The 25,424-nt window shown below is 60.1% G+C and carries 29 protein-coding genes and 1 tRNA gene; 16 read left to right on the forward strand and 14 right to left on the reverse strand.

The annotated features are described in order from the left end of the window. The first annotated feature begins 97 nt into the window (after positions 1 to 97). The 3 genes from def (at position 98) to truA (ending at position 2,441) form a co-directional block, all read left to right on the forward strand. Positions 98 to 613, forward strand: coding sequence for a peptide deformylase (gene def / locus HGP14_RS01795; RefSeq protein ID WP_168828133.1), 516 nt, complete (start codon positions 98 to 100; stop codon positions 611 to 613). 86 nt (positions 614 to 699) lie between these two features. Further along, complete coding sequence (gene fmt, locus HGP14_RS01800) at positions 700 to 1,635, forward strand: methionyl-tRNA formyltransferase (RefSeq protein WP_168828134.1); 936 nt, start codon at positions 700 to 702, stop codon at positions 1,633 to 1,635. Further along, positions 1,635 to 2,441, forward strand: coding sequence for a tRNA pseudouridine(38-40) synthase TruA (truA, locus tag HGP14_RS01805; RefSeq protein ID WP_168828135.1), 807 nt, complete (start codon positions 1,635 to 1,637; stop codon positions 2,439 to 2,441). The genes fmt and truA overlap by 1 nt, the downstream gene beginning before the upstream one ends. A 23-nt stretch (positions 2,442 to 2,464) precedes the next feature. Here truA and HGP14_RS01810 read toward each other — a convergent pair whose 3' ends face one another. The 3 genes from HGP14_RS01810 to dapD all read right to left on the reverse strand — a co-directional run bounded on the left by HGP14_RS01810 (position 2,465) and on the right by dapD (position 5,203). Next, a complete protein-coding gene (locus HGP14_RS01810) occupies positions 2,465 to 3,061 on the reverse strand; it encodes a hypothetical protein (protein WP_168828136.1) in 597 nt (198 codons plus the stop codon). Beyond that, positions 3,048 to 4,241, reverse strand: coding sequence for a succinyl-diaminopimelate desuccinylase (gene dapE, locus HGP14_RS01815; protein WP_168828137.1), 1,194 nt, complete (start codon positions 4,239 to 4,241; stop codon positions 3,048 to 3,050). The genes HGP14_RS01810 and dapE overlap by 14 nt, the downstream gene beginning before the upstream one ends. A gap of 101 nt (positions 4,242 to 4,342) precedes the next feature. Then, positions 4,343 to 5,203 carry a 2,3,4,5-tetrahydropyridine-2,6-dicarboxylate N-succinyltransferase gene (gene dapD / locus HGP14_RS01820; protein WP_168828138.1) on the reverse strand — a complete coding sequence of 287 codons (861 nt, stop codon included), beginning with the start codon at positions 5,201 to 5,203 and terminating at the stop codon, positions 4,343 to 4,345. Between the two features lie 189 nt (positions 5,204 to 5,392). Here dapD and HGP14_RS01825 point away from each other — a divergent pair, with 189 nt between their 5' ends. Beyond that, positions 5,393 to 6,259 carry an LOG family protein gene (locus HGP14_RS01825; RefSeq protein ID WP_168828139.1) on the forward strand — a complete coding sequence of 289 codons (867 nt, stop codon included), beginning with the start codon at positions 5,393 to 5,395 and terminating at the stop codon, positions 6,257 to 6,259. A 47-nt stretch (positions 6,260 to 6,306) separates the two neighbouring features. On the opposite strand, the gene HGP14_RS01830 is transcribed toward HGP14_RS01825, so the two are convergent. Together HGP14_RS01830 and HGP14_RS01835 are read right to left on the reverse strand one after the other, a co-directional pair. Next, entirely contained in the window at positions 6,307 to 6,951 is a 645-nt protein-coding gene (locus HGP14_RS01830; RefSeq protein ID WP_168828140.1) for an EF-hand domain-containing protein, read from the reverse strand. A 110-nt stretch (positions 6,952 to 7,061) separates the two neighbouring features. After that, the gene (locus HGP14_RS01835) at positions 7,062 to 7,769 is read right to left on the reverse strand and encodes a pyrimidine 5'-nucleotidase (protein ID WP_168828141.1); all 708 of its coding nucleotides are present in this window, start codon (positions 7,767 to 7,769) and stop codon (positions 7,062 to 7,064) included. A 102-nt stretch (positions 7,770 to 7,871) separates the two neighbouring features. On the opposite strand from HGP14_RS01835, the gene HGP14_RS01840 reads away from it, so the two are divergent. Together HGP14_RS01840 and HGP14_RS01845 are read left to right on the forward strand one after the other, a co-directional pair. Further along, positions 7,872 to 8,951, forward strand: a complete 1,080-nt coding sequence (locus HGP14_RS01840; protein ID WP_168828142.1) for a bifunctional transcriptional activator/DNA repair enzyme AdaA — start codon at positions 7,872 to 7,874, stop codon at positions 8,949 to 8,951. After that, entirely contained in the window at positions 8,948 to 9,721 is a 774-nt protein-coding gene (locus HGP14_RS01845; protein ID WP_168828143.1) for an isocitrate lyase/phosphoenolpyruvate mutase family protein, read from the forward strand. The genes HGP14_RS01840 and HGP14_RS01845 overlap by 4 nt, the downstream gene beginning before the upstream one ends. A gap of 6 nt (positions 9,722 to 9,727) precedes the next feature. Here HGP14_RS01845 and argB read toward each other — a convergent pair whose 3' ends face one another. Continuing rightward, positions 9,728 to 10,615, reverse strand: a complete 888-nt coding sequence (gene argB, locus HGP14_RS01850; RefSeq protein ID WP_168828144.1) for an acetylglutamate kinase — start codon at positions 10,613 to 10,615, stop codon at positions 9,728 to 9,730. A 144-nt stretch (positions 10,616 to 10,759) separates the two neighbouring features. On the opposite strand from argB, the gene HGP14_RS01855 reads away from it, so the two are divergent. From HGP14_RS01855 to HGP14_RS01865, 3 genes are all read left to right on the forward strand, one after another. Then, positions 10,760 to 11,299: a sigma-70 family RNA polymerase sigma factor gene (locus tag HGP14_RS01855; protein ID WP_168828145.1), complete on the forward strand. Its 540-nt coding sequence runs from the start codon at positions 10,760 to 10,762 to the stop codon at positions 11,297 to 11,299. Next, positions 11,296 to 12,015: an anti-sigma factor domain-containing protein gene (locus HGP14_RS01860; RefSeq protein WP_168828146.1), complete on the forward strand. Its 720-nt coding sequence runs from the start codon at positions 11,296 to 11,298 to the stop codon at positions 12,013 to 12,015. Before HGP14_RS01855 ends, HGP14_RS01860 begins: the two co-directional genes overlap by 4 nt. Before the next feature lie 107 nt (positions 12,016 to 12,122). Next, positions 12,123 to 12,677: a fasciclin domain-containing protein gene (locus HGP14_RS01865; RefSeq protein ID WP_168828147.1), complete on the forward strand. Its 555-nt coding sequence runs from the start codon at positions 12,123 to 12,125 to the stop codon at positions 12,675 to 12,677. A 47-nt stretch (positions 12,678 to 12,724) separates the two neighbouring features. Here the strand turns inward: HGP14_RS01865 and yihA are convergent, their stop codons facing one another. From yihA to rpmH, 5 genes are all read right to left on the reverse strand, one after another. After that, entirely contained in the window at positions 12,725 to 13,390 is a 666-nt protein-coding gene (gene yihA, locus HGP14_RS01870; RefSeq protein WP_168828148.1) for a ribosome biogenesis GTP-binding protein YihA/YsxC, read from the reverse strand. A 31-nt stretch (positions 13,391 to 13,421) separates the two neighbouring features. Continuing rightward, the gene (locus HGP14_RS01875) at positions 13,422 to 14,333 is read right to left on the reverse strand and encodes a DMT family transporter (protein ID WP_168828149.1); all 912 of its coding nucleotides are present in this window, start codon (positions 14,331 to 14,333) and stop codon (positions 13,422 to 13,424) included. 128 nt (positions 14,334 to 14,461) lie between these two features. Continuing rightward, the gene (yidC, locus tag HGP14_RS01880) at positions 14,462 to 16,249 is read right to left on the reverse strand and encodes a membrane protein insertase YidC (protein WP_168828150.1); all 1,788 of its coding nucleotides are present in this window, start codon (positions 16,247 to 16,249) and stop codon (positions 14,462 to 14,464) included. Further along, entirely contained in the window at positions 16,249 to 16,647 is a 399-nt protein-coding gene (gene rnpA, locus HGP14_RS01885; RefSeq protein WP_168828151.1) for a ribonuclease P protein component, read from the reverse strand. Before rnpA ends, yidC begins: the two co-directional genes overlap by 1 nt. Positions 16,648 to 16,668: 21 nt before the next feature. Then, positions 16,669 to 16,803 carry a 50S ribosomal protein L34 gene (gene rpmH, locus HGP14_RS01890; RefSeq protein ID WP_168828152.1) on the reverse strand — a complete coding sequence of 45 codons (135 nt, stop codon included), beginning with the start codon at positions 16,801 to 16,803 and terminating at the stop codon, positions 16,669 to 16,671. Positions 16,804 to 17,256: 453 nt separating this feature from the next. Between rpmH and HGP14_RS01895 the strand changes: the two genes are divergently transcribed. The 3 genes from HGP14_RS01895 to HGP14_RS01905 all read left to right on the forward strand — a co-directional run bounded on the left by HGP14_RS01895 (position 17,257) and on the right by HGP14_RS01905 (position 21,111). After that, positions 17,257 to 19,257, forward strand: coding sequence for a methyl-accepting chemotaxis protein (locus HGP14_RS01895; RefSeq protein ID WP_168828153.1), 2,001 nt, complete (start codon positions 17,257 to 17,259; stop codon positions 19,255 to 19,257). A 147-nt stretch (positions 19,258 to 19,404) separates the two neighbouring features. Then, complete coding sequence (locus HGP14_RS01900; protein ID WP_168828154.1) at positions 19,405 to 20,913, forward strand: HAMP domain-containing sensor histidine kinase; 1,509 nt, start codon at positions 19,405 to 19,407, stop codon at positions 20,911 to 20,913. Between the two features lie 121 nt (positions 20,914 to 21,034). After that, positions 21,035 to 21,111, forward strand: a tRNA-Arg gene (locus tag HGP14_RS01905). 172 nt (positions 21,112 to 21,283) lie between these two features. Here HGP14_RS01905 and HGP14_RS01910 read toward each other — a convergent pair. From HGP14_RS01910 to HGP14_RS01920, 3 genes are all read right to left on the reverse strand, one after another. Then, the gene (locus tag HGP14_RS01910) at positions 21,284 to 22,480 is read right to left on the reverse strand and encodes a succinylglutamate desuccinylase/aspartoacylase family protein (protein ID WP_168828155.1); all 1,197 of its coding nucleotides are present in this window, start codon (positions 22,478 to 22,480) and stop codon (positions 21,284 to 21,286) included. Between the two features lie 310 nt (positions 22,481 to 22,790). Continuing rightward, positions 22,791 to 23,261: an aminoacyl-tRNA deacylase gene (locus HGP14_RS01915; RefSeq protein ID WP_168828156.1), complete on the reverse strand. Its 471-nt coding sequence runs from the start codon at positions 23,259 to 23,261 to the stop codon at positions 22,791 to 22,793. A gap of 180 nt (positions 23,262 to 23,441) precedes the next feature. Beyond that, a complete protein-coding gene (locus HGP14_RS01920; protein ID WP_168828157.1) occupies positions 23,442 to 23,855 on the reverse strand; it encodes a MerR family transcriptional regulator in 414 nt (137 codons plus the stop codon). A gap of 76 nt (positions 23,856 to 23,931) precedes the next feature. Here HGP14_RS01920 and HGP14_RS01925 point away from each other — a divergent pair, with 76 nt between their 5' ends. The 4 genes from HGP14_RS01925 to HGP14_RS01935 all read left to right on the forward strand — a co-directional run bounded on the left by HGP14_RS01925 (position 23,932) and on the right by HGP14_RS01935 (position 25,382). After that, positions 23,932 to 24,336, forward strand: coding sequence for a mercuric transporter MerT family protein (locus tag HGP14_RS01925; RefSeq protein ID WP_168828158.1), 405 nt, complete (start codon positions 23,932 to 23,934; stop codon positions 24,334 to 24,336). 14 nt (positions 24,337 to 24,350) lie between these two features. After that, complete coding sequence (locus HGP14_RS01930) at positions 24,351 to 24,695, forward strand: heavy-metal-associated domain-containing protein (protein WP_281408066.1); 345 nt, start codon at positions 24,351 to 24,353, stop codon at positions 24,693 to 24,695. Next, positions 24,692 to 24,925 carry a GDCCVxC domain-containing (seleno)protein gene (locus HGP14_RS35380; RefSeq protein WP_246704339.1) on the forward strand — a complete coding sequence of 78 codons (234 nt, stop codon included), beginning with the start codon at positions 24,692 to 24,694 and terminating at the stop codon, positions 24,923 to 24,925. The genes HGP14_RS01930 and HGP14_RS35380 overlap by 4 nt, the downstream gene beginning before the upstream one ends. Positions 24,926 to 25,067: 142 nt before the next feature. Then, positions 25,068 to 25,382 carry a hypothetical protein gene (locus HGP14_RS01935; RefSeq protein ID WP_168828159.1) on the forward strand — a complete coding sequence of 105 codons (315 nt, stop codon included), beginning with the start codon at positions 25,068 to 25,070 and terminating at the stop codon, positions 25,380 to 25,382. The last annotated feature ends 42 nt before the right edge of the window (positions 25,383 to 25,424 follow it).

Raw genomic sequence — 25,424 nt, forward strand, 5'->3', positions numbered from 1 at the left:
CCGAATTACGGCGAAATTCCGGAGGGCTGCGTAAAAAAGCGCCTTCCGTGATTTCAGAATAATTCCCTAGCCGGAAAAGATAGGCTATGGGAACGCCATGACCATCAAGCCACTTATCATTCTTCCCGATCCCGTTCTCCGACAGGTCTCCAAGCCGATCGAGCGAGTCGACGCCGATCTCAAGCGTCTTGCCGACGACATGCTGGAAACGATGTATGACGCGCCTGGCATCGGCCTGGCCGCGATCCAGATCGGCGTACCGCGCCGCATGCTGGTGATCGACGTCTCCCGCGAGGGCGAGGAAAAGCAGCCACAGGTCTTCATCAATCCGGAGATCATCACGTCTTCCGACGTGCGATCGGTTTACGAAGAGGGCTGCCTCTCCATTCCTGATTACTATGCCGAGGTTGAGCGCCCCGCTGTTGTAACGGTCAAGTATCTCGATCGTGACGGCAAGGAACAGACGACGGAGGCCGATGGCCTTCTCGCCACTTGCCTGCAGCACGAGATAGACCATCTGAACGGCGTCCTCTTCATCGATCATATCTCGCGCCTGAAGCGGGAGATGGTGATCAAGAAGTTCACAAAGGCTGCCAAGCCGAAGGTGCTCTAAAGCAGCCCGGTCAAAATTTCGGCCAAGCGTGCTCATTGGTCTTAGGCTGTTGGAAAACGGCTGAACCTTTTAATTGGCGAGAAAAGATGTCGCTTCGCATCATTTTTATGGGAACGCCGGACTTTTCGGTCCCGACATTGCGGACGCTGGTGGACGCCGGACAGGAGATCGCTGCGGTCTATACCCAGCCGCCGCGGCCGGGCGGGCGGCGCGGTCTCGACCTGCAGAAGTCGCCGGTCCATCAGGCTGCTGAACTGCTGGGGCTGCCGGTCTTCACGCCGGTCAATTTCAAGGCGCCGGAAGAGCGGGAGCGCTTTCGTGCGCTCAATGCCGACGTAGCGGTTGTCGTCGCCTACGGACTGCTGCTGCCGGAGGCGATTTTGAGCGGAACGCGCTATGGCTGCTACAATGGCCACGCCTCTCTGTTGCCGCGCTGGCGGGGCGCAGCGCCGATCCAAAGAGCGATCATGGCAGGCGACAAGAAGACCGGCATGATGGTGATGAAGATGGACAAGGGGCTGGATACCGGCCCCGTCGCCCTTACCCGTGAAGTCGAGATCGGGCCGAACATGACGGCCGGCGAATTGCACGACAGGCTGATGCAGGTCGGCGCCCAGGCGATCGGCGAAGCGATGCTCAAGCTCGAAATGGGCGATCTGCCGCTGACGCCGCAGCCGGAAGATGGTGTCCTTTATGCCGCAAAGATCGATAAAGGCGAGACGCGGATCGATTTCACAAAGGCGGCGCAAGACGTGCACAATCATATCCGCGGGCTGGCGCCATTTCCTGGCGCCTGGTTCGAGGTCGAGATTGGCGGAAGGCCGGAGCGGGTGAAGGTGCTGGGTTCGGAACTTGCGAGCGGGCACGGTGCTGCTGGTGAGGTGTTGACCGACGATCTGGCCGTTGCCTGCGCATCTGGAGCTGTGCGGCTTACCAAGCTGCAGAAGGCGGGCGGCAAGCCGCTGCCGGCAGCCGATTTCCTGCGTGGCACCCCGCTTGCGCGCGGCACGAGGCTAGGCTGATGCCGCGCTACCGGATGACCGTCGAGTATGACGGAGCGCCCTATGTCGGCTGGCAGCGCCAGGAAAATGGCCCCTCCGTTCAGGGCGCGATCGAAGGTGCGATCCTCTCGCTGAGCGGCGAGACCGTGTCGGTCCGCGGTGCGGGGCGTACGGATTCCGGCGTGCATGCCATGGGTCAGGTGATACACGCCGATCTGTCGAAGGAATGGCCGGCCTTCAAGCTGCAGAATGCCTTGAACGCGCATCTGAAGCTCGCCGGCGAACGCGTGTCCATTCTTGATGTTCAGGCAGTTACTGAATTCTTCGATGCGCGTTTTTCCGCCGAGCGACGGCACTATCTTTATCGCATCATCAGCAGACGCGCACCGCTGGCACTCGAAGCGGGCAAAGCCTGGTGGGTGCCGAAGGCACTTGACCACGAAGTGATGCATGCGGCGGCACAGATCTTGGTCGGCAATCACGACTTCTCCACCTTCCGATCCGCGCACTGCCAGGCGAACAGCCCGATACGCACGCTCGACCGCCTGGACGTGACGCGAAACGGCGAACTCATCGAGATCCGGGCAACGGCGCAGAGTTTCCTCCACAACCAGATCCGCTCGTTTGCGGGAACGCTGAAGCTGGCGGGAGAAGGCAAGTGGACGCCCGAGGATGTGCGTGCCGCGCTCGAGGCGCGCGACCGCAAGGCTTGCGGTCCGGTGGCGCCGCCTGACGGGCTCTATTTCATGCAGGTCGATTACCCGGCGGTGATTACCGATCGCCGCAGACGGGCCGACGAGAACGGCCAGGATGACGATCTGTCATAGCCGGCTTGTGGCAGGTCACGCACCTACGCCGGATAAATGCCGAGGAAGCGCTGGAGATATTCGCCGAGCATCATCGTCGGCACCAGCAATGCGAGCGTCAGCGCGCCGACCATCAAGCCGTGACCGTGGAAGATCATCCGCAGAATCCGCGCCAGCATGAAGACCTGCGCCATCATGAAGAAGAGCAGCAGGAGCGACACAAATCCCACGGTACCGGGAATGAAGAAGACCAGTGCCAGCAGCAGGCCGTTGATGTAGGAAAGCGGCACGCCGAGCCAGTTTACGCTGACGACCACGGCCGCAAAGCGGTCACCCATGCGGAAGGCGAACAGCAACAGGCCGGCAAGGACAAGGGGCACGAACCAGTTGGCCATCTCGACCAAACCCAGACGGAAATAGAAGGGCAGACCGACATCCATATCCGGCGGCATCGACTGCAGGAAGGCCTGACGCCACCAGAGCCACGAAATGCCCATCGGCGGCAGGCACCAGGCAATCGCCCAGAAGGATCGGTTGATGCCGCGGTCCGACATGTCGAGAAACCGGAAGCCGCGCTTATCCATGCGGATCAGCAGCCACAGGCCGGCCAGATAATATTGGACTTCCCTAAGCCCCGGCATTCTCGAACCAGCGCGCGATGAAGGTTTCGTAGATCTGCGTCAGCGTTTCGAGATCAGAAACGGCAACGCGCTCGTCGATCATGTGCATGGTCTGCCCGACGAGCCCGAATTCGACGACGGGGCAATAATCCTTGATGAACCGCGCGTCCGACGTGCCGCCGGTGGTCGAAAGCTTCGGCGCCTTGCCGGTAATGCCTTCAACAGCAGAGGAGAGCGATGCGATCAGCGCATTGTTGCGGGTGAGGAAAACATGGCTCGGCCGATCGGCCCAGACAAGGTCATATCTCACTGCCTCGCGCCCGGAACGCAGCGCACCATCTGCCGCCGCGGCGTCAAGACGCCGCAGGATTTCCGCCCGCAGCGTCTCTGCCGTCCAGGTGTCGTTGAAGCGGATGTTGAAGCTTGCCGTCGCCTTCGCCGGTATGACGTTGGTGGCCGGATTACCGACATCGACCGTGGTCACTTCCAGGTTGGATGGCTGAAAGTTTTCCGTTCCGTTGTCGAATGGAGGGTCCATCAGCGCGCTGGTCAACTGCAGCATGCCGCGCACAGGGTTGTCTGCGAGATGCGGATAGGCCGCATGGCCCTGAATGCCGTGAACGGTGATCTTGCCGGAGAGCGAACCACGGCGGCCGATCTTGATCATGTCGCCGAGTGCATCGGGATTGGTCGGCTCGCCGACGAGGCAGGCATCCCAGCGTTCGCCGCGTGCCGCCGCCCATTGCAGCAGCTTGATCGTTCCGTTGATCGACGGGCCTTCTTCGTCGCCGGTTATCAGGAAGGAAATCGAGCCCTTCGGATTTCCATGCTTTTCAATGTGCCGGGCCACGGCCGCCACGAAGCAGGCGATGCCGCCCTTCATGTCGACGGCGCCGCGGCCGAAGAGTTCGCCGCCGGCGATCTCGGCAGCAAAGGGCGGGTGCGTCCAGGAGGCTTCATCGCCCGGCGGCACAACGTCGGTGTGCCCGGCAAACATCAGATGCGGGCCAGCGTCGCCCAGACGTGCATAGAGGTTTTCGACGTCCAGCGTGCCGGCTTCCGTCGCCTTTACCTTGTCCACTTTGAAGCCGAGCGGCGAAAGCATGGCATCAAGCGCTGAAAGCGCGCCACCTTCGGCGGGTGTCACCGAAGGGCAGCGGATGAGGGTCTGGAGATTGGCGACGGGATCGGTGGCGGTCATGACGGTCGAATTATCCGGCGGGAATGGCAAAGACAAGGCAAGGCGGCGAACCGCCTCGCTGAAAAGAGCGTCTGTTTACCGGATCGAAGCCGGGCTGTCACTTAGTCGCGCAGCAGCTCGTTGATCCCGGTCTTGGAGCGCGTCTGCTCGTCAACGCGCTTGACGATGACGGCGCAGTAGAGATGCGGAGCCGGCTCGCCGTTCGCCATCGTCTTGTTGCCGCTCGGCATAGAACCTGCGACGACGACCGAATAGGGCGGCACTTCGCCATACATGACTTCGCCGGTGGCGCGATCGACGATCTTGGTCGACTTGCCGATATAGACGCCCATGCCAAGCACCGACCCCTCGCGGATGATGCAGCCTTCGACGACTTCCGAGCGGGCGCCAATGAAGCAGTTGTCCTCGATGATCGTCGGCCCGGCCTGCATCGGTTCCAGTACGCCGCCGATGCCGACGCCGCCGGAAAGATGCACATGTTTGCCGATCTGCGCGCAGGAACCGACGGTCGCCCAGGTATCGACCATAGTGCCTTCCCCGACGTAGGCTCCGAGGTTGACGAAGGACGGCATCAACACGACGTTCCTGGCAATATAGGCCGAGCGGCGAACCACGCAGTTCGGCACGGCGCGGAACCCAGCGTCACGATACTGGTTCTCGCCCCATCCTTCGAACTTGGAGGGGACCTTGTCCCACCATGTGGAATTGCCCGAGCCGCCCTTGACGACTTCCATGTCGTTAAGGCGGAAGGAGAGCAACACGGCTTTCTTGAGCCACTGGTTGACCGTCCAGGTGCCGTCTGTGCTGCGCTCGGCCACGCGTGCCTTGCCGCCATCGAGAAGGTCAAGCGCGGTTTCGACTGCATCGCGAACTTCGCCTTTCGTCGACGTGTTCACGCTATCGCGGTTGTCGAAGGCGGCTTCGATGGTCTTTTCGAGGGAGGAAAGGTCGGTGGCGCTCATGGGAAATCCTTAAACTTCGAACTCTATCGTGAAGACGACAAAGTCTCCGGGAAATGTGATCGGCTGGACGCGATCTGCTCTATCGCATGAGCGGCTAAAATGGAATGATTTTTCGAATTAGATCGCTTCTGGATTCAAGGCGATAGACATACCGGCAAAGTTGCTGGCAGACACCGAAGGGCATTTGGAATGACAAGAGGAAAGAACGGCAGGCTGAGGCGCAAGAACGGAGTCTGGGCTCCGCTGAAGTCGAGCGAGATCGACAGGGAACGCGCACTCGCCGTGCCGAAGACACCGCAAACGCTCTCGCCGTCCTATCGCCTCGCCTATGCCGATGATGACTTTCTCTGCCGCGAGGAACTGCGGCCGATCCGCCTCCAGCTCGAGCTGCTGAAAGTGGAGATGATTCTGACGGAACGGGACATCAAGTCCACCGTCGTCATGTTTGGCGGCGCGCGCATTCCCGCACCAGGCCAGAGTGCATGGGCTGCCCGCAACGAGGTGCAGCGCGAAAACCTGGAGGCAGCATCCGTCTATTACGACGAGGCGCGCAAATTTGCCCGACTCTGCTCAAGATATTCGGCCGGCTTCGATTTTCATGAATATGTGATCGTCACCGGCGGTGGTCCGGGCGTCATGGAGGCTGGCAACCGCGGCGCGGCCGACGAGGGAGCGCCCTCGATCGGTCTCAACATCGTTTTGCCGCACGAGCAGGCGCCGAATCCCTATGTCACGCCGGAACTCAGCTTCAACTTCCACTATTTCGCGATTCGAAAGATGCATTTCATGGTGCGCGCCAAGGCCATTGCGGTCTTTCCGGGCGGTTTCGGCACCCTCGACGAATTCTTCGAATGCCTGACATTGATCCAGACCGGACGCATGGAGAAGATGCCGCTGATCCTTTTCGGTGAAAAGTTCTGGCGGAGCGTCATCAACTTCGATGCGCTTGCGGAATTCGGAACGATCGCACCCGATGACGTGAAGCTGATCAGCTTCGCCGATACCGCGGATGCCGCCTGGAAGATCATCGAGGACTTCTACGAGCACCAGGAATAGAAAGCCCGCCACGGCCGGCGGCGGGTCTCATATTCGTAAGTAATCGCTTACAGGAATGGCCGATCGGGCATGTCGTCGATCGAGATGACGCCGTCCTTGCTGCGGTCCATGCGGGTGAAGAACACTTCGAAGGCGGCCTCGGCTTCCTGTTGGGAAATCTGGCCGTTCTCGTCCGTGTCCACTCGGCGCATCATCGAGGCGAACATCATCATGCCGCCCTCGCGCATCCCCAGAGGGCGATCGCCGCGGCCCCGATCGCCGTCGCCGCGGCCGCGATCACCGTCAGCGCGCTTCTGAACCTTCGGTTGGTCGCCGTTGTCGCCCGCCTGCGGAGCGTTGGCGCCCATCTGGTCAGCCGGCGCCTTGCCGTCCTTCATCTGGGCTTGATGATACTTGCGAATCTCGCCCGGCGTCAGCGACCCGTCGTTGTTCGTATCGATCGCGGCAAAGACCTTCTCCATGCCGTCCTGGCCTTCCTGCTTGGAAATCTGGCCGTCCTTGTTGGTGTCGAACTGCTTCAACATCCGAACGAAGGCAATTTCGCGCATTGCTTCGGCGCGCATTCCGTCGCCCATCATCTGGCGTGGCGGCTGGCTTGCCTTGTCGCCGGGCGCCGCAAAACTGGCGCCGGCTGCAGCACCGACGATCATGACGGAGGAAAGTGCGGCCAGTAGCAGATTGTTACGAGACATCGTATTTCTTTTCGGGTTCGCAATCTCGCTGGGATCACGCTCGAAAAGTAGAGCCGATGCATCAATTTGACCAGATTAAACATCGGTCTGCTGGATGAAATCTTGGTAATCTAGCCGGCGATCTTGTCGAGAAATGCAGCGAGATCATCGGTGACGAAATCGATGTGATCCTCATCGCCGCTCGTCTTCTCCCACCACTCGACGACGGTTTCCTCAAGATTGTTCGGCACCAGAAGGACAGTCTTCATACCGAGTGCCTTGGGGACCACGAGGTTGCGCGGCAGGTCCTCGAACATCGCCGCTTTGCCGGTCTCAACGCGCTTCAGCGCCTTGAACTTGTCATAGGTTTCCTGGGCCGGCTTCGGCACGAACTCTGCGGCGACGATGTCGAAGATGTCGTCGAAATGCTCGAGGATGCCGAGCGCACCGGCCGCCATCTCGGCATGCTTGACGCTGCCGTTGGTGAAGATGAACTTCCGGCCAGGCAGGGCCTTGATCGCGGCGCCCAGTTCAGGCTGTGCCGTGAGGCTAGAATAGTCGATCGCGTGCGCCTTTTCGAGGAAGTCGTTGGGATCGATCCCGTGATGGATCATCAGCCCCTGCAGCGTCGTCCCGTGGTCAAGGTAATATCGCTTTTGCAGTTTGCGCGCCTCGTCATGCTCCATTTGCAGGAGCGCCGAGACATAGGCCGTCATGTTCTTGTCGATCTGCGCGAAAAGGTTGATGTGGTGCGGATAAAGCGTGTTGTCGAGGTCGAAGACCCATTCGGTGACATGCGCAAAATCGGCTTTGGTCGGAGTACGATCTATCTTGGTCATGATGGCGTTATGGCATGGCTGGCCGGTCAATGAAATTGTCGAATTAAAATCGGCGCCCGTTTTCGGGCGGACGGCGTGGCGGCGGGGTGCTAGAAAGGCACAATGCTGTTTGACCTGCCCGATGACGATGCGCTTTATGGCGCCCTGATTGCCCGGAGCTCCGATTATGAGGGGCTCGCCTATGCCTGCGTCAAGACGACCGGCGTCTTCTGTCGGCTGACCTGCCCGGCGCGCAAGCCGAAGCGGGAAAACACGATCTTCTACGATTCGATTGCGACCTGCATGCAATCCGGCTTCCGGCCGTGCCAGCGCTGCAGGCCGCTGGAGCAGGCCGGGCGCGAGCCGATCGTCGATGAGCTCTTGAAATCCCTCGACCGCGAGCCGATGGCGCGGTGGACGGAGGAGGATCTCGTCCGCCTCGGCTACGACCCCTCGACGGTGCGCCGCGCCTTCAAGCGGTCGCTCGGCATGACCTTCCTCGACATCGCCCGCTACCGGCGGCTGGGGCAGGCGGCCAAGCAGCTGGCGGAAGGTGCTCGCGTGATCGATGCCCAGCTGGAGGCCGGGTATGAATCCGCCAGCAGTTTTCGCGCTGCCTTCCAGCGCATGATCGGCACGGCACCGGTGATGGCGCAGCACCGCGAACTGCTCTTCGCCGATTGGTTCGACACGCCGCTCGGGCAGATGGTGGCCGTCGCCGACCGCACGCATCTGCATCTCCTGGAATTCCACGACCGCAAGGCGCTGCCGAAAGAGCTTGAGGCTCTGCAGCGCAAGACGCGCTCCACCGTCGCCGCGGGGAGAACGCCGGCGATCGACCGGATCGAGGCGGAGCTCAAGGCCTACTTCGAGGGCCGGTCGACGGAATTTGAAACGCCGCTGGCGCTCGGCTTCGGCACGGCTTTCGAGCGGGAGATCTGGTCGCGCCTCATGCGCATCCCGCCGGGCGAGACGCGCGCCTATGGGGATATCGCCCGCGACATGGAAAATCCGCAGATCGTGCGCGCAGTCGGCCGGGCCAACGGCGCCAACCAGATCGCAATCGTCATTCCCTGCCACCGGCTGATCGGCGCCGACGGCTCGCTGACCGGCTATGGCGGCGGGCTCTGGCGCAAGCAGTGGCTCCTGAAACACGAAGCGAAGATGCGGGCGCAGCTGCCCGCCATGGAGGAGGCATCATGAACCAGGCAGAAAAGGCGAAGGCGTTCGGGGCGCTACACCGGAAGGGCGATCCTGTCATCCTCTACAACATCTGGGATGCCGGAACGGCGAAGGCCGTGACGGATGCCGGAGCAAAGGCGCTTGCGACCGGCAGTTGGTCGGTTGCCGCAGCCCAGGGCTATGCCGACGGCGAGAAGATCCCGCTGGAAGCCCTTGTTGCAACGGTGCGCTCGATCACCACCGTCTGCGACTTGCCTCTCTCGGTTGATTTTGAAGGCGCCTACTCGACCGAGCCCGCAGGAGCCGCCGCCAACGTCGCCAAGCTGATTGACGTCGGCGCCGTCGGCATCAATTTCGAAGATCAGGTGGTTGGCGGCAACGGGTTGCATCCGGTCGAGAATCAGGCGGCCCGCATCGGCGCCATTCGCGAGATGGCTGAGGGAAGGGGTATTCCGTTCTTCATTAATGCCCGCACGGATCTTTTCCTGCGCGAAGGCGACCAGTCGAGGCATGCGGGATTGGTGGACGAAGCAATCGAGCGCGGCAGGGCGTACGCTGCAGCCGGTGCCAGCGGCTTCTTCGTGCCGTGGCTTATTGATCCAGCGTTGATCGAGAAGATTTGCGGCGCGTCAACCCTACCCGTCAACATCATGATGAGACCGGGCGCGCCGGATGTGAGGACGCTCGCAAGACTTGGTGTCAGCCGCGTCAGCTATGGGCCGGGACCCTACAGGATAATGATGGAAAAGCTGAAAGAGGCCGCGGCAGCGATTTACGCCACCGCGTTGTAGCAGCGATCAAGGCACGATCAGCGTACCCGCACCATGCTCGGTGAAGATTTCGAGCAGCACGGAATGGGCGGTCTTGCCGTTCAGGATGACGACGCCCTGGACGCCCGCCTTGATGGCTTCGATGCAGGTTTCCACCTTCGGAATCATGCCGCCGGAAATCGTGCCGTCGGCGATCAGCCCACGCGCTTCGGAGACGGACAGCTCCTTGATCAGGTTGCCCTGCTTGTCGAGCACGCCCGGCACGTCCGTGAGGAAGAGCAGGCGTGTAGCGTGCAGCGCGCCGGCAATGGCGCCGGCGAAGGTGTCGGCGTTGATGTTGTAGGTCGCGCCGTCGCGGCCGGGAGCGACCGGGGCGATCACCGGGATCATCTCTGAACGGGCGAGCAGATCGAGGAGGGTGCGGTCGACTTCGACCACCTCGCCGACAAAGCCGAGATCGAGCACGCGCTCGATGTTGGAATCCGGATCCTTGACGACTTTGCGCGCCTTTTCGGCAAAGACCATGTTGCCGTCCTTGCCGCAAAGGCCGATCGCCCATTCGCCGGTCTGGTTGATAAGAGCCACGATTTCCTTGTTGATCGAACCGGCAAGGACCATTTCGACGATTTCAACCGTCTTGGCGTCCGTCACCCGAAGGCCGCCCTCGAACTTGGATTCGATGCCCATCTTCGTCAGCATCGCGCCGATCTGCGGACCGCCGCCGTGGACGACGATCGGGTTGACGCCGGATTGTTTCAAAAGGGCGATATCGCTGGCAAAAGCCTTGCCGAGCTCGGGATTGCCCATGGCATGGCCACCATATTTTACGACGATGGTCTTGTTCTCGTAACGCTGCATGAAAGGCAGCGCCTGTGCGAGAAGGCGTGCTTGGGTTTCGCTTTCGGACTGACTCATGGCATACCCCGCAGAATGGATCGCGGCCTTTTATCTCAAGTTTTTGACAGAGGGAATAATGCGCTCCGTATTAGTTGCTATCCCCTTGTCAATTTGAACAGCGCGCCTTTATTTAGAACAGTGTAAAGTAGATGGACTGCGGGTATGACGAGCGATGGAATCGGAGAACTGATTGCTCGCGTGGCCATGGCTGACCGGAAGGCTTTCAGGGACCTCTACAACGAGACGAGCCCGAAACTCTTCTCAATATGTCTGCGTATCTTGAAGGATCGCGTGGAAGCCGAGGAAGCATTGCAGGAGGTCTATGTAAAGATCTGGCAGCGCTCCAAAGGGTTCGTTGCCGGTCAAGGCGCTCCGTCTTCTTGGCTTGCGTCGATCGCCCGCAACCAGGCGATCGACACCCTGAGGGCGCGAAAGCCAGTCGCCGACGAGTTGGACACCGAGTATGACCTTCCCGATTCCGGCCTCGACCCCGAAAAGCAGGCCGTCTTATCAGATGAAGGAAGGCGGATTGACACCTGCATGGAAGAGTTGGAAGCTGATCGGGCGGCAGCGGTGAGGAAGGCTTATGTTGAAGGGCTGAGCTACCAGGAGCTGGCCGATCAGTTTGGCGTTCCCCTGAATACGATGCGCACATGGCTGCGACGCAGCCTTTTGAAACTGAGAGAGTGCATGGAGCGATGACAACGCCGGATCAAAGCAAGGGAGGCCGCTCCCGCGACGAGGTGCTCGCCGGCGAGTACGTGCTTGGTGTTCTCTCCTATCAGGATCGCAGGGTCGTTGAGGAGCGGATGCGCAGGGACCGGCAGTTTGCCGCGATTGTCAGCCGATGGGAAACGAACCTTTCCGCTTTCGCCGACGAGTATGAAGTGGCCGCAAGTCCGGGCCGCGAAACATACAAGCAGATCGAGGCGCGGCTGTTCGGCGAATCGGAGCGGTCCTTCTCGCGCGGGCTTTGGAATTCCGCCGCCTTCTGGCGCTCGTTGACGTTCGCTTCGCTGGTCGTCGCGGTTGGGGCCATTATTTTTGCTTCCGGCACCGTTCAGCCGCCGAAGCGGCCGGCGCCGCTGATTGCCGAATTGTCGTCCGCCGACAACAGCAAGGTCAATCTGCTTGCTTCCTTTGACAATCAAAGCGGCCTCTTGAGCATCGTCCCTGTTGCTGCCGGCGGGGCTGACAAGAAGTCCTTGGAGCTCTGGCTGGTGCCGGGAAGCGGCACTCCAAAGTCGCTCGGAGTTTTCCCGCCGGGTGAAAACGGCGAGCTTGCCATTCCCCCTAATCAGCGCGGCGATCTCGCCGAGGGCGCAACGCTTGCTATCAGTCTAGAACCCTTCGGCGGTTCGCCGACTGGAGCACCGACTGGACCGGTTATCGCCAGCGGCACGACGCACCGCCGCTGAACAAGATCGTCTTCCCTGAAACTCTTTCTTGATCGTTTCGTACATCTCGATGTCCGGGAGGGGCGAGGCATTCCGCACGACCGGCACCGGACGCAAGGAGAACGATCATGATGAAATCAGCTTTGCGCACCACCGCGCTTGCCGCCATGTCTGCAATCGCCTTCACCGCGCAGGCCGCCACCCCCATGGTGGGCGGCGCTCCCATGTATCCAACGAAGAACATCATCGAAAATGCCGTCAACTCAAAGGATCACACGACCCTGGTTGCGGCGGTCAAGGCCGGCGGGCTCGTTGGCACGCTTGAAGGAAAAGGCCCCTTCACCGTTTTCGCTCCGACGAACGAAGCCTTCGCAGCCCTGCCGAAGGGCACGGTCGAGGCGCTGCTGAAGCCGGAAAACAAGAATAAGCTCGTCAAGGTACTGACCTGCCACGTCGTCGCGGCTGACGCGATGGCGAAGACCGTCGAGAAGATGATCAAGGACGATGGCGGCGAACACGACATCAAGACAATCGGCGGCTGCGTGCTGAGGGCCAAGGAAAGCAAGGGCTGGATCACGCTGACCGATGAAACCGGCGGTACGGCCCATGTGACGATTGCCGACGTCAAGCAGTCGAACGGCGTCATCCACGTGATCGACAAGGTGCTTCTGCCGAAGATGTAATTATTTGCAGTCAGAAGCCGGAGAGGCGTCCTTTCGGGCGCCTCTTTTCATTTCCAGTTCGGGATCCCGACCGTTTCGGCAATAGCCTGGCGCAACTCGTCCAGCCCTTCGCTCTTCTCTGAAGAGGTCGCGACGACAAACGGATAGGCTGCCGGACGCTTCTTGATCTTCTCCGCGGTTTCAGCGAGCAGTTTGATAACCGCGGGGGGCTTGATCTTGTCGGTCTTGGTCAAAACGATCTGGTAGGAAACGGCAGCCTTGTCGAGAAGCGTCAGAACCTCCTCGTCGTTCTTCTTGATGCCGTGGCGGCTGTCGATCAGGACATAGACGCGCTTCAGCGTTGCGCGGCCGCGCAGATAGTCGAACACGAGCTTCGTCCAGGTGTCGACCTGATCCTTTGGGGCCTGAGCGTATCCGTAGCCGGGCATGTCGACGAGCGCCATCGGCGGCAGGTCGCTGCCTTCGCCGGAGTAGCCCTCAGGCACGAAATAGTTCAGCTCCTGAGTCCGGCCGGGCGTGTTTGAGGTGCGCGCCAGGCCCTTGTGCCCGACGAGCGCGTTGATGAGCGACGATTTGCCGACATTCGATCGCCCCGCAAATGCGACCTCGAGTGGTCCTTCCGGCGGCAGGAATTTCATGGAAGGCACGCCGCGGATGAAGATCCACGGCCGCCCAAAGAGTGGTTTTTCGTCTGCTGCTGTCGGTCCGGTCATGTTTCTGGCTTCGGGGTTTTGGCCGCGAAAGTCAAGCGCGCCGCTGTCGCCAGAGCTCGAGGCCGAGGTAGCCGAGCAGGGCGGTAAGGACGATGACGCCGCCAACTACCGTCCGTGCGCCGGGCACCTCGCCATGAATAACGGCGACCCACAGCGGGCCGAGCACGGTCTCGGCAGTGCCGAGCAGGGCGGCAAGTGCCGAGGGAATAAGGCGCGCGCCTGTGACGAACAACGCAAGGCCAAGGCCGAAATTGAGCGCACCGAAGACGATGAGGATGCCAAGTTCGCTTGCTGTCACGGCAAGACCGGAGGCCTGGCTTGCCGCCGTGCCGCCTGCAATAACGGCGCCGAGAAAGGCGGCGGGCGTCATGCGCACATGGGCGAAGCGGCGGGTGATGATGGTCGCGGTGGCAAAGGCAAAGGCGATCAGGATAGCAAGCGCATCGCCGATCATCGAGATGCTGCCGCCGAGCGATGCCGAGACCATGATGGCTACGCCCCCGAGCACCGCCGCGATGGCGAGCCAGGTATGGGCAGCGATCCTCTCGCGGAAGAACAGCCATGCCATCAGTGCCGCAATCAGTGGCACACTGGCCTGGATGAGCACGACATTGGCGACGGTCGTGTAGGCGAGTGCGAGGATGAAGGAAGTGGAGGCCGTGGCAAAACAGACGCCGACTGCAACGCCGGCAAGTCCCATGCCCTTGAAGAGCTGCGTCGCGCCGCGCGGCCCGTCGCGCACGAGCATGAAGCCCAACAGGAAGAGGGCGCCGAAGAACGACCGCCAGAAGACGACCGTCCAGCCGTCGTTCAAATGGAAGAAGCGGGCGATCGCGCCGCCGAAGCTCCAGAAGAACGCCGAGCCAAAGACAAGCGCGGCACCGATACGCTCGCCCGCTGGCGCAATGCCCGCAGCCACTGCCGTCGTCAGCTTGTCGCCCATGTTGCGCCCCTCCCTTTGTCGGTCAATTTAACGGCCAAGCGCGCTGGCCGCAAACGACGCAAACGACATGTCCGTCGTCGGCAGCGCCGGCGGCAATAAAAAAGCCCCGCCGAAGCGGGGCTTTTTACTCATTTTGATGGAGCCGGTTTTCGCCTGAAGAGGCCTTTCAGGTTGTCGAAGAGCTCGATCTTCACGCCATGCCGCTTCATGATGACCGACTGCTGGATGACCGAAAGCGTGTTGTTCCAGGCCCAGTAGATGACAAGACCGGCCGGGAAGCTTGCCAGCATGAAGGTGAAGACCAGCGGCATCCAGGTGAAGATCATGGCCTGCGTGGGATCGGGCGGCGTCGGATTCATGCGCATCTGCACGAACATCGTCACACCCATGATCAACGGCCATACGCCGAGATGCAGGAAGGTGGGCGCGTCGAAGGGAAGCAGGCCGAACAGGTTGACGATCGTGGTTGGGTCCGGGGCTGAAAGGTCCCTGATCCAGCCGAAGAACGGTGCATGGCGCATTTCGATGGTGATGTAGATCACCTTGTAGAGCGAGAAGAAGATCGGGATCTGCAGCGCGATCGGCCAGCAGCCGGCGATCGGATTGATCTTCTCTTCCTTGTAGAGCTGCATCATTGCCTGCTGCAGGCCCATCCGGTCGTCACCGAACTTGGCCTTGAGCTCTTCCATTTTCGGCTGCATGCGCTTCATGTTCGCCATTGAAGCATACTGCTTGCTCGCGAGCGGGAAGAAGAGTGCCTTGACGACGATGGTCGTCAGCAGGATCGCGACGCCGAAATTGCCGAAGTAGCGGAAGAAGAAGTCCATCAGTTTGAACATCGGCTTGGTGATGAAATAGAACCAGCCCCAGTCGATCAGGCGGTCGAAGCGCGGGATCTCGTACTTGGCTTCATAGCCATCGATGACCGGAACCTCCTTGGCGCCCGCAAAGACGAGATTCTTGAGCTCCAGCGACTGGCCCGGTGCAACCGTCACCGCGTTCTGCTTGTAATCGGCCTGGAAGCGCGGCTGGCCATCGGTGAAGTGCGTGAAACGCGCATCGTAGGGTGTCTGCTGCGGCGGGATGATCGTCGCGGCCCAGTACTTGTCGGTGATGCCGAGCCAGCCGCCGGTTGCCGTTTCAGGCGTCACGGCTTCCTTCTCGACCGAAGCGTACTTGCTCTCGATCAAGCTGTCGCCGATCACGCCGATGAAGCCTTCGTGCAGAACGTAGGTCGAAGCGACTGCCGGCTTGTTGTAGCGCGTGACGCGACCATAGGACGACAGAGCGGCGGGCGCCTGGCCGGCATTGGTGATCTTGTCGGTGACGGTGAACATATAGTGTTCGTCGACCGAGATCGTGCGTGCGAAGGTTATGCCCTTGTCATTGGTGTAGGTCAGCGTGACCGGCGTCTTCTCCGTCAGCTTTGCACCTTCCGGGGCCGTCCAGACAGTCGATGGGCCTGGAACGCTGCCAGTGGCATCGTCGCCGATATAGCCGAGTTCTGCGAAGTAGCCGTCCTTGGTTTCAGACGGGCTGAACAGGCTGATGATCGGGCTGCTCTTGTCGACCGTTTCGTGATAGCCCTTGAGCTTCAGGTCATCGAGCCGGGCGCCGACGAGGTTGATCGAACCTGCAAGTGCCGCAGTATCGATCGTAACGCGCGGGTTCTTGGCAAGTGCCTCTGCGAGCGAGGCCGTCGCTGCTGCCTGCCCGGTCGGGGCGGCGCCGTTCGTCTGGACGGGCTGAGCGCCTGCGGCTGGCTTTTGCGTCTGCTCTGTGGTCTGCTGCGCCTTCTGAGCTTCCTGCGCCTTGCGCTGAGCTTCGATGCGCGGATTCATGTAAAGAAACTGCCAGCCGAGAACGATCAGCACCGAAAGAGCGATCGCAATGAAATAATTGCGGTTGTTTTGCATCATAGGTTCCTGGCGCGGCCGTCATTCTGCCGCTTGTGTTTCGGCTTGCTTTCGACGCGCGTTTTAATCTCCGCGCTCAATTCCTTGAAGGACGCCGTCAGGCAGTCTCGTCGCGCGACAATGACATAGTCGTGTCCGGGCTGCATTGCAAACCCCGCATGAAGCCGCACCGCCTCTTTGAGACGGCGGCGCATGCGGTTCCGTTCGACCGCGTTTCCATGTTTTTTGGTGACGGTGAAGCCGACGCGGGCTTCGGTGTCGGCTTCTCTTCGGTCGAGAACCTCGAGCAGGAAGAGGCCGCCCTTGCGTTTTTCGCCGTTGCGAACAGCAAGAAACTGCGGGCGGTTTTTCAGCCGCCCTACAGTCTTTTTCTTAGTGGTCGTCAATTCGCCCGCCATCTCTTATCGGGCAATTCGGCCTTAAGCCGAAAGGCGCTTGCGGCCCTGGGCGCGGCGAGCCGTGATGACCTTGCGGCCGCCCTTGGTAGCCATGCGCGCACGGAAGCCGTGGCGGCGCTTGCGGACAAGCTTGGATGGTTGGTAAGTACGCTTCATTTATTTAAACACCGCGGAGTGCGGCCCTTCTTGAGTTTGCATATTGCAAGGAGCGTTGTTTTCGAACGGGCGCGGCCGAAGGCCTATTTGACCGAACGTGCGGCGGCTTATACGGATGAAGCTCCGAGAAGTCAATTATAGCCAGGTAACTCACCTGTCAGCTACTTGGCCCCCTGCAAAAAATCGCACTCTGATATTAACGATTGGGCAGAACGCAGCGGAAGGTTGCATTTCGCGCGTTTGTTCTCCGCGATCATCGATCTTAAGTATTTTTCCCGCAAGGCCATGCAATTTTTCGAGGAAAGGCTCGCGTGTATCCTCAAAAGAATGGATAATTTTTCGTAGCTCTAAACAATAGTATTCGAAATCTAGCGTTAAGAAATTTAGTCGATCCTCTTGTCTCGGCTGGGATCTGCTTTCCAGACTCTCATCAGGCTCAGGAGGGGCATTGCGTTGAATATCCGCGGCAAGATCAATTTACTCGTTACTATTATGGCAGGAGTTGCAATCATCATCGGCGCAACCGCCCTCCTTGCGATGAATGAATACAGCAACAAATTCACTGCTTTTAAAAGCGCCTCGCAGCGTGCCTATGCCGGTGAGCGGCTGAACCGCTTCGTGACTGCGACGGTTATGGAATCGCGCGGGATCTACGTGGCGAAAGACACCAAGGATGCCGGCGCCTTCGCCAAAGGTCTGATGGCGGATCTCGATGAGATCGACAATGTCATCACCACATGGGCGCCACTGGTTCCGGAGGACCAGAGGGAAAGCTTTGCAAATCTCGTCGCTCGCGCCAAGGAATTCCGTACCTTCCGCTCGGAAACGGCTCGCCTCGGCACCGAGGTCAGTCCAGACGCCGCAAACGCTCAGGGCAACAATGAAGCAAACCGCGCGAACAGAAAGGCCTTTCAGGCCGACATCGATGCTATCGTAAAGGCCGACAAGGCCGAACTGCAGGCGGTTGATGCGGAGATCGAAGCTTTCCGCAACTCGGTGTTCTGGCTCGTGCTCGCCATCACGGGTATCGGCATATCTGCTGGCCTCGGCATGGGCTTCTACATCGGCGCAAGCCATCTTAGCCGTCCCATCAAGCGCGTAACGACGGCGATCAACGAAGTTGCGAGCGGCAATTTCGACGCCGAAGTGCCCTATGCCGGGCGCAACGACGAAATTGGCCAGATGGCTGCCGCCGTTGCCGTCTTCAAGGAAAACGGCCTCGCCATCAAGCGCTTGAATGCGCAGGAAGCAGCCATGCGCGCCAAGAGCGACGACTTGCAGTCCAGCATGTCTGTCGTGGTTTCGGCCGCCGCTGCCGGCGATTTCGGCTGCCGCATCGAGAAGGATTATGAAGACGAGAACCTCAATCGGTTCGCGGGCAACATCAACTCGCTGCTATCAAGCGTCGATGCCGGCATCGACGAAACCCGCCGCGTCATCGCAAGCCTTGCCGATGGTGATCTGACGCAGACCATGCGCGGCGACTTCCAGGGCGCATTCGCCGAGTTGCAGCAGAACGTCAACAATACCTTCGCGACGCTGCAGGCGGCGATGCGCGAAGTCCGCGAGACGACCGAGGCGATCAACGGCAACACCAACGAGCTCCGCGTCGCCAGCGACGATCTCTCCCGGCGCACGGAACAGCAGGCGGCCGCCCTCGAGCAGACCTCTGCCGCTCTCGACCAGATCACGGCGGTTGTGCACAATTCGACCGAACGGGCGCAGGAAGCGAGCGTCATGGTTTCCGAAGCGAAGGAAAACGCGGGCAAGTCCGGCGTCGTCGTTCGCAACGCAGTCGACGCCATGGGCCGTATCGAACAGGCTTCGCGCGAAATCAGCCAGATCATCAACGTGATCGATGACATCGCCTTCCAGACCAACCTGCTGGCCTTGAACGCCGGTGTCGAAGCTGCTCGCGCCGGTGAAGCAGGCAAAGGCTTCGCCGTCGTCGCCCAGGAGGTTCGGGAACTCGCGCAGCGATCGGCGACGGCCGCCAAGGACATCAAGGCGCTCATCACCAAGTCCGGCGATGAAGTGAATGTCGGCGTGAGGCTGGTGCAGGCCACAGGCGAGGCGCTTGGCGAGATCGAAACCCGCGTCATCGCGATCAACGATCACATTCAGTCAATCGCAACCGCTGCCAAGGAACAGTCGACCGGCCTCAAGGAGGTCAATACCGCCATAAACCAGATGGATCAGGTGACGCAGCAGAACGCGGCGATGGTGGAGGAGACCTCCGCCGCGACGCACAAGCTGGCGGCAGAAGCAGACGGTCTCGTGCGCCTTGTCTCGCGCTTCAGGACGTCGAATACGGCTGCCGCGGCGCCGGTCGCTGTTGCACGCCGCGAAGAACACCGCCCGGTCGCATCGCCGGCCCGCAGGGCAATGAACACGGTCGCGCGCGCCTTCAACGGCAATGCGGCGGTTGCCCAGCAGAACTGGGAAGAGTTCTGAGGCACTCTTCCGTTAGCTTGAAAACGCCGCCTCAGTGCGGCGTTTTCTTTTGTGACGACTTGCCGCTGCTCGCGAAGATTTGAAAGCGGAGTTCCATCGTCTATTATAAGCGTCTCGTTCCAGGCGCTTCGCCGATCGGAAAAGACCATGCCGCTGCAACATCAGGGCGAACACTCGACTATCGATAAGACCGCGGACAGCGCATACGGCCGTCCGGTGGGCTGGTTCGGCGGTCTATCGGGCAAGCTGCTTTGGCTCACTGTCTTGTTCATCATGCTCGCCGAAGTGCTCATCTTCTTCCCCTCGATCGCGACCATGCGCATTCGCTGGCTGGAGGACAGGTTGAACACGGCGGCGGCGGCGGCCATCGTCATCGATGGCTTGCAGCCTGTCGAACTGCCGCACACGCTGCAAAAGGAGACGCTGGAAGCAACCGGAACGAAGGCGATCGTGCTTCGCAAGGAGGGTACCTCCCGCCTGCTTGCGATGAGCGACATGCCGACCTCTGTCGACGAGCAATATGATCTCACCAAGACCACGCTGCTCAGTTCCATGGATGACGCGCTGGATACGATGCTTTTCGGCGGCAAACGGATGATCCGCGTCTATGGCCCGGTCGGAGAAACGAGCACGGGCGTCGAAGTCGTGATGAAGGACAAGGCCCTGCGCACGGCGATGTTCGCTTATGCACGCAATGTCCTCTATCTCTCCGTTCTGATCTCGCTCTTCACCGCGACATTGATCTTCTTCGCCATCAACCGCATCCTCATCCGCCCGATCCGCGAACTGACCGGCAGCATGCAGAAATTTTCCGCCGAGCCGGAAAACCCGCAGAATGTTTTCGTTGGCGACGGCGGCCGCGACGAGCTGGCGGTCGCGGGGCGGCATCTGACGTCCATGCAGATGGAGCTGCAGAAGACGCTAAAGCAGCAGAAGAATCTCGCCGCACTCGGCCTTGCTGTCTCCAAGATCAATCATGACATGCGCAACATCCTCGCCTCCGCGCAATTGATGTCGGATCGCCTGGTGAGCGTCGATGATCCGATGGTGAAGAGCTTTGCGCCGAAGTTGCTGCGAACCATCGATCGGGCAGTCGGCTATACCAATGAAGTGCTCTCCTATGGCCAGGCAAGCGAATCGGCACCGCGCCGCCGGCGCATCAGGCTCTACGACCTGACGCAGGACGTTCGCGACATGCTGGCGATCGATCCGCAGAGCGGAGTGGAGTTTGCCGAGCAAATGCCGGTTGACGTCGAGGTCGATGCAGACAACGAGCAGCTCTTCCGCGTGATCCACAATCTGTGCCGCAACGCGCTGCAGGCTCTGATGATGCCTGGCGAAACGGGTATGGATGGAGTCAAGCGGATCACGGTTTCGGCACAACGCGTCGGCAGCGTCGTCAGTATCATCGTTGACGACACCGGGCCGGGAATGCCGGTGAAAGCCCGCCAGAACCTCTTCACAGCCTTCCGCGGCTCTGCCCGCAGCGGCGGCACGGGCCTTGGCCTGACGATCGCGCGCGAGCTGGTGCTTGCTCATGGCGGCACGATCGCCCTCGTCGAAAAACCCACGGCTGGCACGCAGTTCCGCATCGAGATCCCCGATCGTCCTGTTTCGTTGGACGACTATCGCTCTCGTCTGCATGCAGAAAAGTGATGCAAATTCCGCACCTCAGCCATCCGCAGCCAAAGTCGCGATTTTTTTCGAATTGCTATTGCATTCGCCTAAAGGACGCTTTAGAGGATCGCCCACGCAAGCGGCACGGCCGCTTTGACACGCACCCGTAGCTCAGCTGGATAGAGCACCAGACTACGAATCTGGGGGTCAGGAGTTCGAATCTCTTCGGGTGCGCCATTTCACCATTCCAGCCCAAAATGGGCGTCAAGCTAAGCTTTTGACGCGATGAGACCGTTCGCGTCTCTCGCGCGTGAGCTAGCTGGCTAGGCGGACACCGGCCCTCGCCGCGCTCGCAGGGAGTCGCTAACGCTGGACTCCCGAGACAAGCAAAGATCGCTCACAGGGCTCTTTACTCGGGATATACCTCTGCGCCCTCCGGCGTCGGCTTGCTGAAAAGGATGAACACCAAGGGGTTGCCGGGCTCGGACATTGCGTCGCTGCGCTGGCCCGTTATCTCTCCAGCCACGCCGCTTGTATACTCCGCGACCACCTCGCCGAAACTGTTGCGCTGAATGGCCACCTTCTGTCCGGCTTCGACCTTGTCGTTCAGCTTGACCAGATGCTCGACGAGCCCGCCCGCGGTGGCAAGAATCGGAAGGGCGCTGTTCCCGACAAAGACACTCACGTCCTTGCCTGTACGTCCCATCGACCCGGCAACGATGCCGTGATGCTTGAGGACGTTCATTGTGCCTTCCACGAACAGCGAGATCATCTCGAGGTCCAGGTGGCGGGCAGCCCCGATCTCCGGGCAGAAGGACGGGATGCCCGCGGCGATAAACGCGTTATGCAGTACACTGGGATATGTAGGGTTATCGAAGATTTGGCCGATGGGGTAGAGCTCCACCATCGCCTTGATCTCGGGTACGTCCATCTCTGCAATATTGAATGCGCTGACCTCGAATCCGGTCGTTCCGGTATGGAAGTCGATTGCGAAGTCGGCATTCGGCCGGAGGAGCCGGTTGAACAGGAGCCCGGCGTGTCGGCTGGCCGCGGTGGCGCCGTTCTCGTTCCCGGGCCACTCCCGGTTCATATCGGTCAGATCGCTGCCCCTGCCCGAATTGGGCCACCTGCGCTGCATGCCCTCGATGGCCGGGCGGGACACGTCCGTGACCGCCATGACAGTCCCCGACATCGCCGCCGGATCGAGTTGGTTCATCACAGTCTGGACCGTATGCATAGAACTCATTTCGTCGCCATGCACACCACTGACCAGGACGCCGCGCTTGCCCGGCTTCGCTCCCTTGGCGACCGTCACTGACACATACCAATGCTGTCCGCTGGGCATCTCGACGCCCTGAAAATACAAAAGGTGCTTCTTGCTGGGCTCCAGGTCGTTGACGTCAAGCGCGCTGACGACTTTCTTCCCTTCGATGACATCGCCAACGTAGACTGTCTTCTGTGACGTCGAGTTGGCGGCGGACCCAGCATTGTCCTGCGCGTTCGCACCTGCCGCACTGACGGCGAGGGCAGCCGACGCGCCGACCGTGGCAATGGATGCGATTATGAAATCACGGCGATCGAGGCCTTCCTTAAGATTATCCGACATGATGGAGATCCCTTGTGATATGAAAAGCTACGTTAGAACAACGGCATGCATATCGTTCACAAGAACCCCTGCGACTTAAGCCACAACCATGTTCGCTAAACTTGCAAAGTTGCAAGAGTTCTGCGGAGCTACGGAGCTATGTCGGGGCTTGCGATCTTGCGGTGTCTTTCGGCAGGGTTCGGAGATTGCGCAACGCAGACCTGCCGCTCAGAAATAGAAAGCGATAACAATCATATACGAGTTAGCAGTTTCATCTCGTCCGGTTTGCCATTTCCTTTCAGGGATGATCGTGGATCTTCGGATTCCGTATTCACGACGGGCGGCTGAAGCGGGCAACCTGCGCATCCTTCATCAGGTTGCGGAAATTCGGTCCGCTCATATGCACCAGCGTCCGGTGATCGCCACCTTCGAAATAGACGTCAGCCGCGTCGTTGAGGCTCTCATCGAGCAGCATAGGCACGTTGTAAGCCGATCCGACAGGAGGGACAGCGCCAACTTCGCAATCGGCGAAAAGCGAGCTGACCTCATCCTCCGACGCAAGCCCGAGGCGCCTGTTCATGACGCTTTGCAGCAACGAAAGCTCGACCTGGTGTGTGCTCGGAACAACCGCCAGTGTGTAGCCCGTTTCATCGTGAATGAGCACGGATTTGGCGAGGCGGCTGCCGGGGACATGGGCTGCCTGAGCCGACTGGCTGGTGGTTGCCGTCCGGTGATGCGGGACGGTTTCATAGGCGATTCCGACGCCGTCGATATAGTCCTGAAGTTTCCTTGCGATCGTCATCGTGAGCCCCTTTGTGCTGTGGGGTGGACGCATGGGAAACATTTTCCTCTCATCACTTGTGAAGTCAACGACAAATGGACAGCCACAAATGCAAGCGGTGGCTCCGTTCGTTTGACCGGATGTCTGGCCCCTGTCATGGGAGACCGTGCTGTGACCGCCACCGATACAAATGAGCGAGATCTACATGGTCAGCACATCCAGCATGGGACACTGCGGAACAGCCGCTCCGCTGCACTTGGCCGAAGTCTCGGCGAGAACTCTCTCAATTCTCTTGAGGTCTGCGATTTTGGTGCGGATGTCGGCCAAGTGCCTTTCCGTCCTCTCTTTCACTTCGGCGCAGGTTTGAGTGCCGCCATCGACCAAATTCAGAAGTCCGCGAATGCCGTCGATCGAAAAGCCGAGTTCCCGGGCGCGGAGAATAAAGCGCAGGCGCTGGACGTGCCCTTCCTCGTAGAACCGGTATCCCGTCCTGCTTGGCCGCGGGTCTGGCATCATGCCGATTTTCTCGTAGTAGCGAATGGTTTCGAGATTGCAGCCGGATCGCCGAGCCAGGTCCGCGCGCTGCAATCCCTTCTCGGACTTGTGATCGCTCATGCGCAAAGTCTCCCTTGAGTCTGTAGATCCTACAGACTGTAGCTTCGATTCATAGATGTTTCGAGGTCGGGATCGCATGCGTGACATGGAAACTGGAACTGTCTCTATTGAGGTACCGCCGCCGTATACCGCGAATCGCGGCAAAGGGTGGTTGGCCGCCGGAGGCTTGATCGGCGCGGTTCTGGCTTCGACGTGTTGTGTTGGGCCGCTGGTTCTGTTGATGCTCGGCATTTCCGGAGCGTGGATCGGCAACCTGACGGCACTCGAACCCTATAAGCCCCTATCAGCCGCTATCGCGCTCGGCTTCATCGGTTTCGGCTTCAGGCAGGTTTATTTCTCAAGCAAGGTTGTTGTTTGTGCCGAAGGCGCCTATTGCGCACGACCCGCATCGTCGTTGGTCGTCAAGACCACGCTTTGGCTCGCGACCGGGCTGGTCGTTCTTGCCCTGACCGTCGACTGGTGGGCGCCAATTTTCTACTAGGAGAACCCTCAGGGATGAAACGATCCTTCTTCTTTAAGGCCATGGCAGTCACTATAGGTGCGATTGCAATCGAGGCCGCCACCCCGGTGGTGCTACTTGCGCAGCCGCTCGCCACCAAAGGTGTGGCCATGCAAACAGCGACCTTTGCCATAGACAACATGACCTGCGCCCTTTGCCCGATAACTGTGCAAGCGGCGATGCAGGCCGTCAAAGGCGTGGGCTCGGTTGATATAGACCTCCAAACGAAAACAGCGACGGTCGCATTTGATCCTGCCCTCACCACGACCGAGGCAATTGCTGCTTCATCGACGAACGCAGGCTATCCGGCATCCGTTATGAGCGAAACCGGGCCATCATGACAATTTTCCACAGGTCGACAATCACCTGCCCGGAATGCGGCCATCGGGCCTTGGAGGCCATGCCCACCGACGCCTGCCAGTATTTCTATGACTGCAAAGGATGCGGCGCTGTGCTGAGGCCGAAAGTGGGCGACTGTTGCGTCTATTGTTCATACGGAGACATCCCATGTCCGCCTGTCCAGGCGGCACGCGACAATGAAATTGATGCGGGAAATTGTCACTGCTGTTGAGGAGCAGTTGACCATTTCCCGGTTTCATTCTGTTGTCGTGCCATTCGTCTTTCTGCACTCCGTCATCGCATGCTTAGCTTCGCGCAATCTTGAAGCGGTACCTATTCTGTGCCGCGGTCGGCGCGGAGCACAGGAGAAATGCATGAAGGCGAGGATGAGGATTGCGATTTCAATAGCGGCAGCCGCAGCCATTCTTGCCGGGTGCGTCCAGGACCCCAGCCAGCCGGTTCTTTATCCTGTCGGCAGCCCGGTCAATCCGCCATTCCTTGCCAACCTCATGTGCAACGGTGAAGGCAATGCGATGTACCGCGAGGGGATGCAGCAATACAGGCTGAACGCGCAGATCACCGGTCACTATGACGCCGCCGAGGCAGATGCGCTGGCGCGCAGCGCGGCGCACAGGAAGTACATCACCTGTGCTTCGTCCGAAGGATATCGGGCCGTTTACCCTCAATAGGGGGACCAGATCTTGGGCGTCGATGATCCTGTCGAGGCTCAC

The organism is Rhizobium sp. P32RR-XVIII, assembly GCF_012641395.1.
Taxonomy (GTDB): domain Bacteria; phylum Pseudomonadota; class Alphaproteobacteria; order Rhizobiales; family Rhizobiaceae; genus Rhizobium.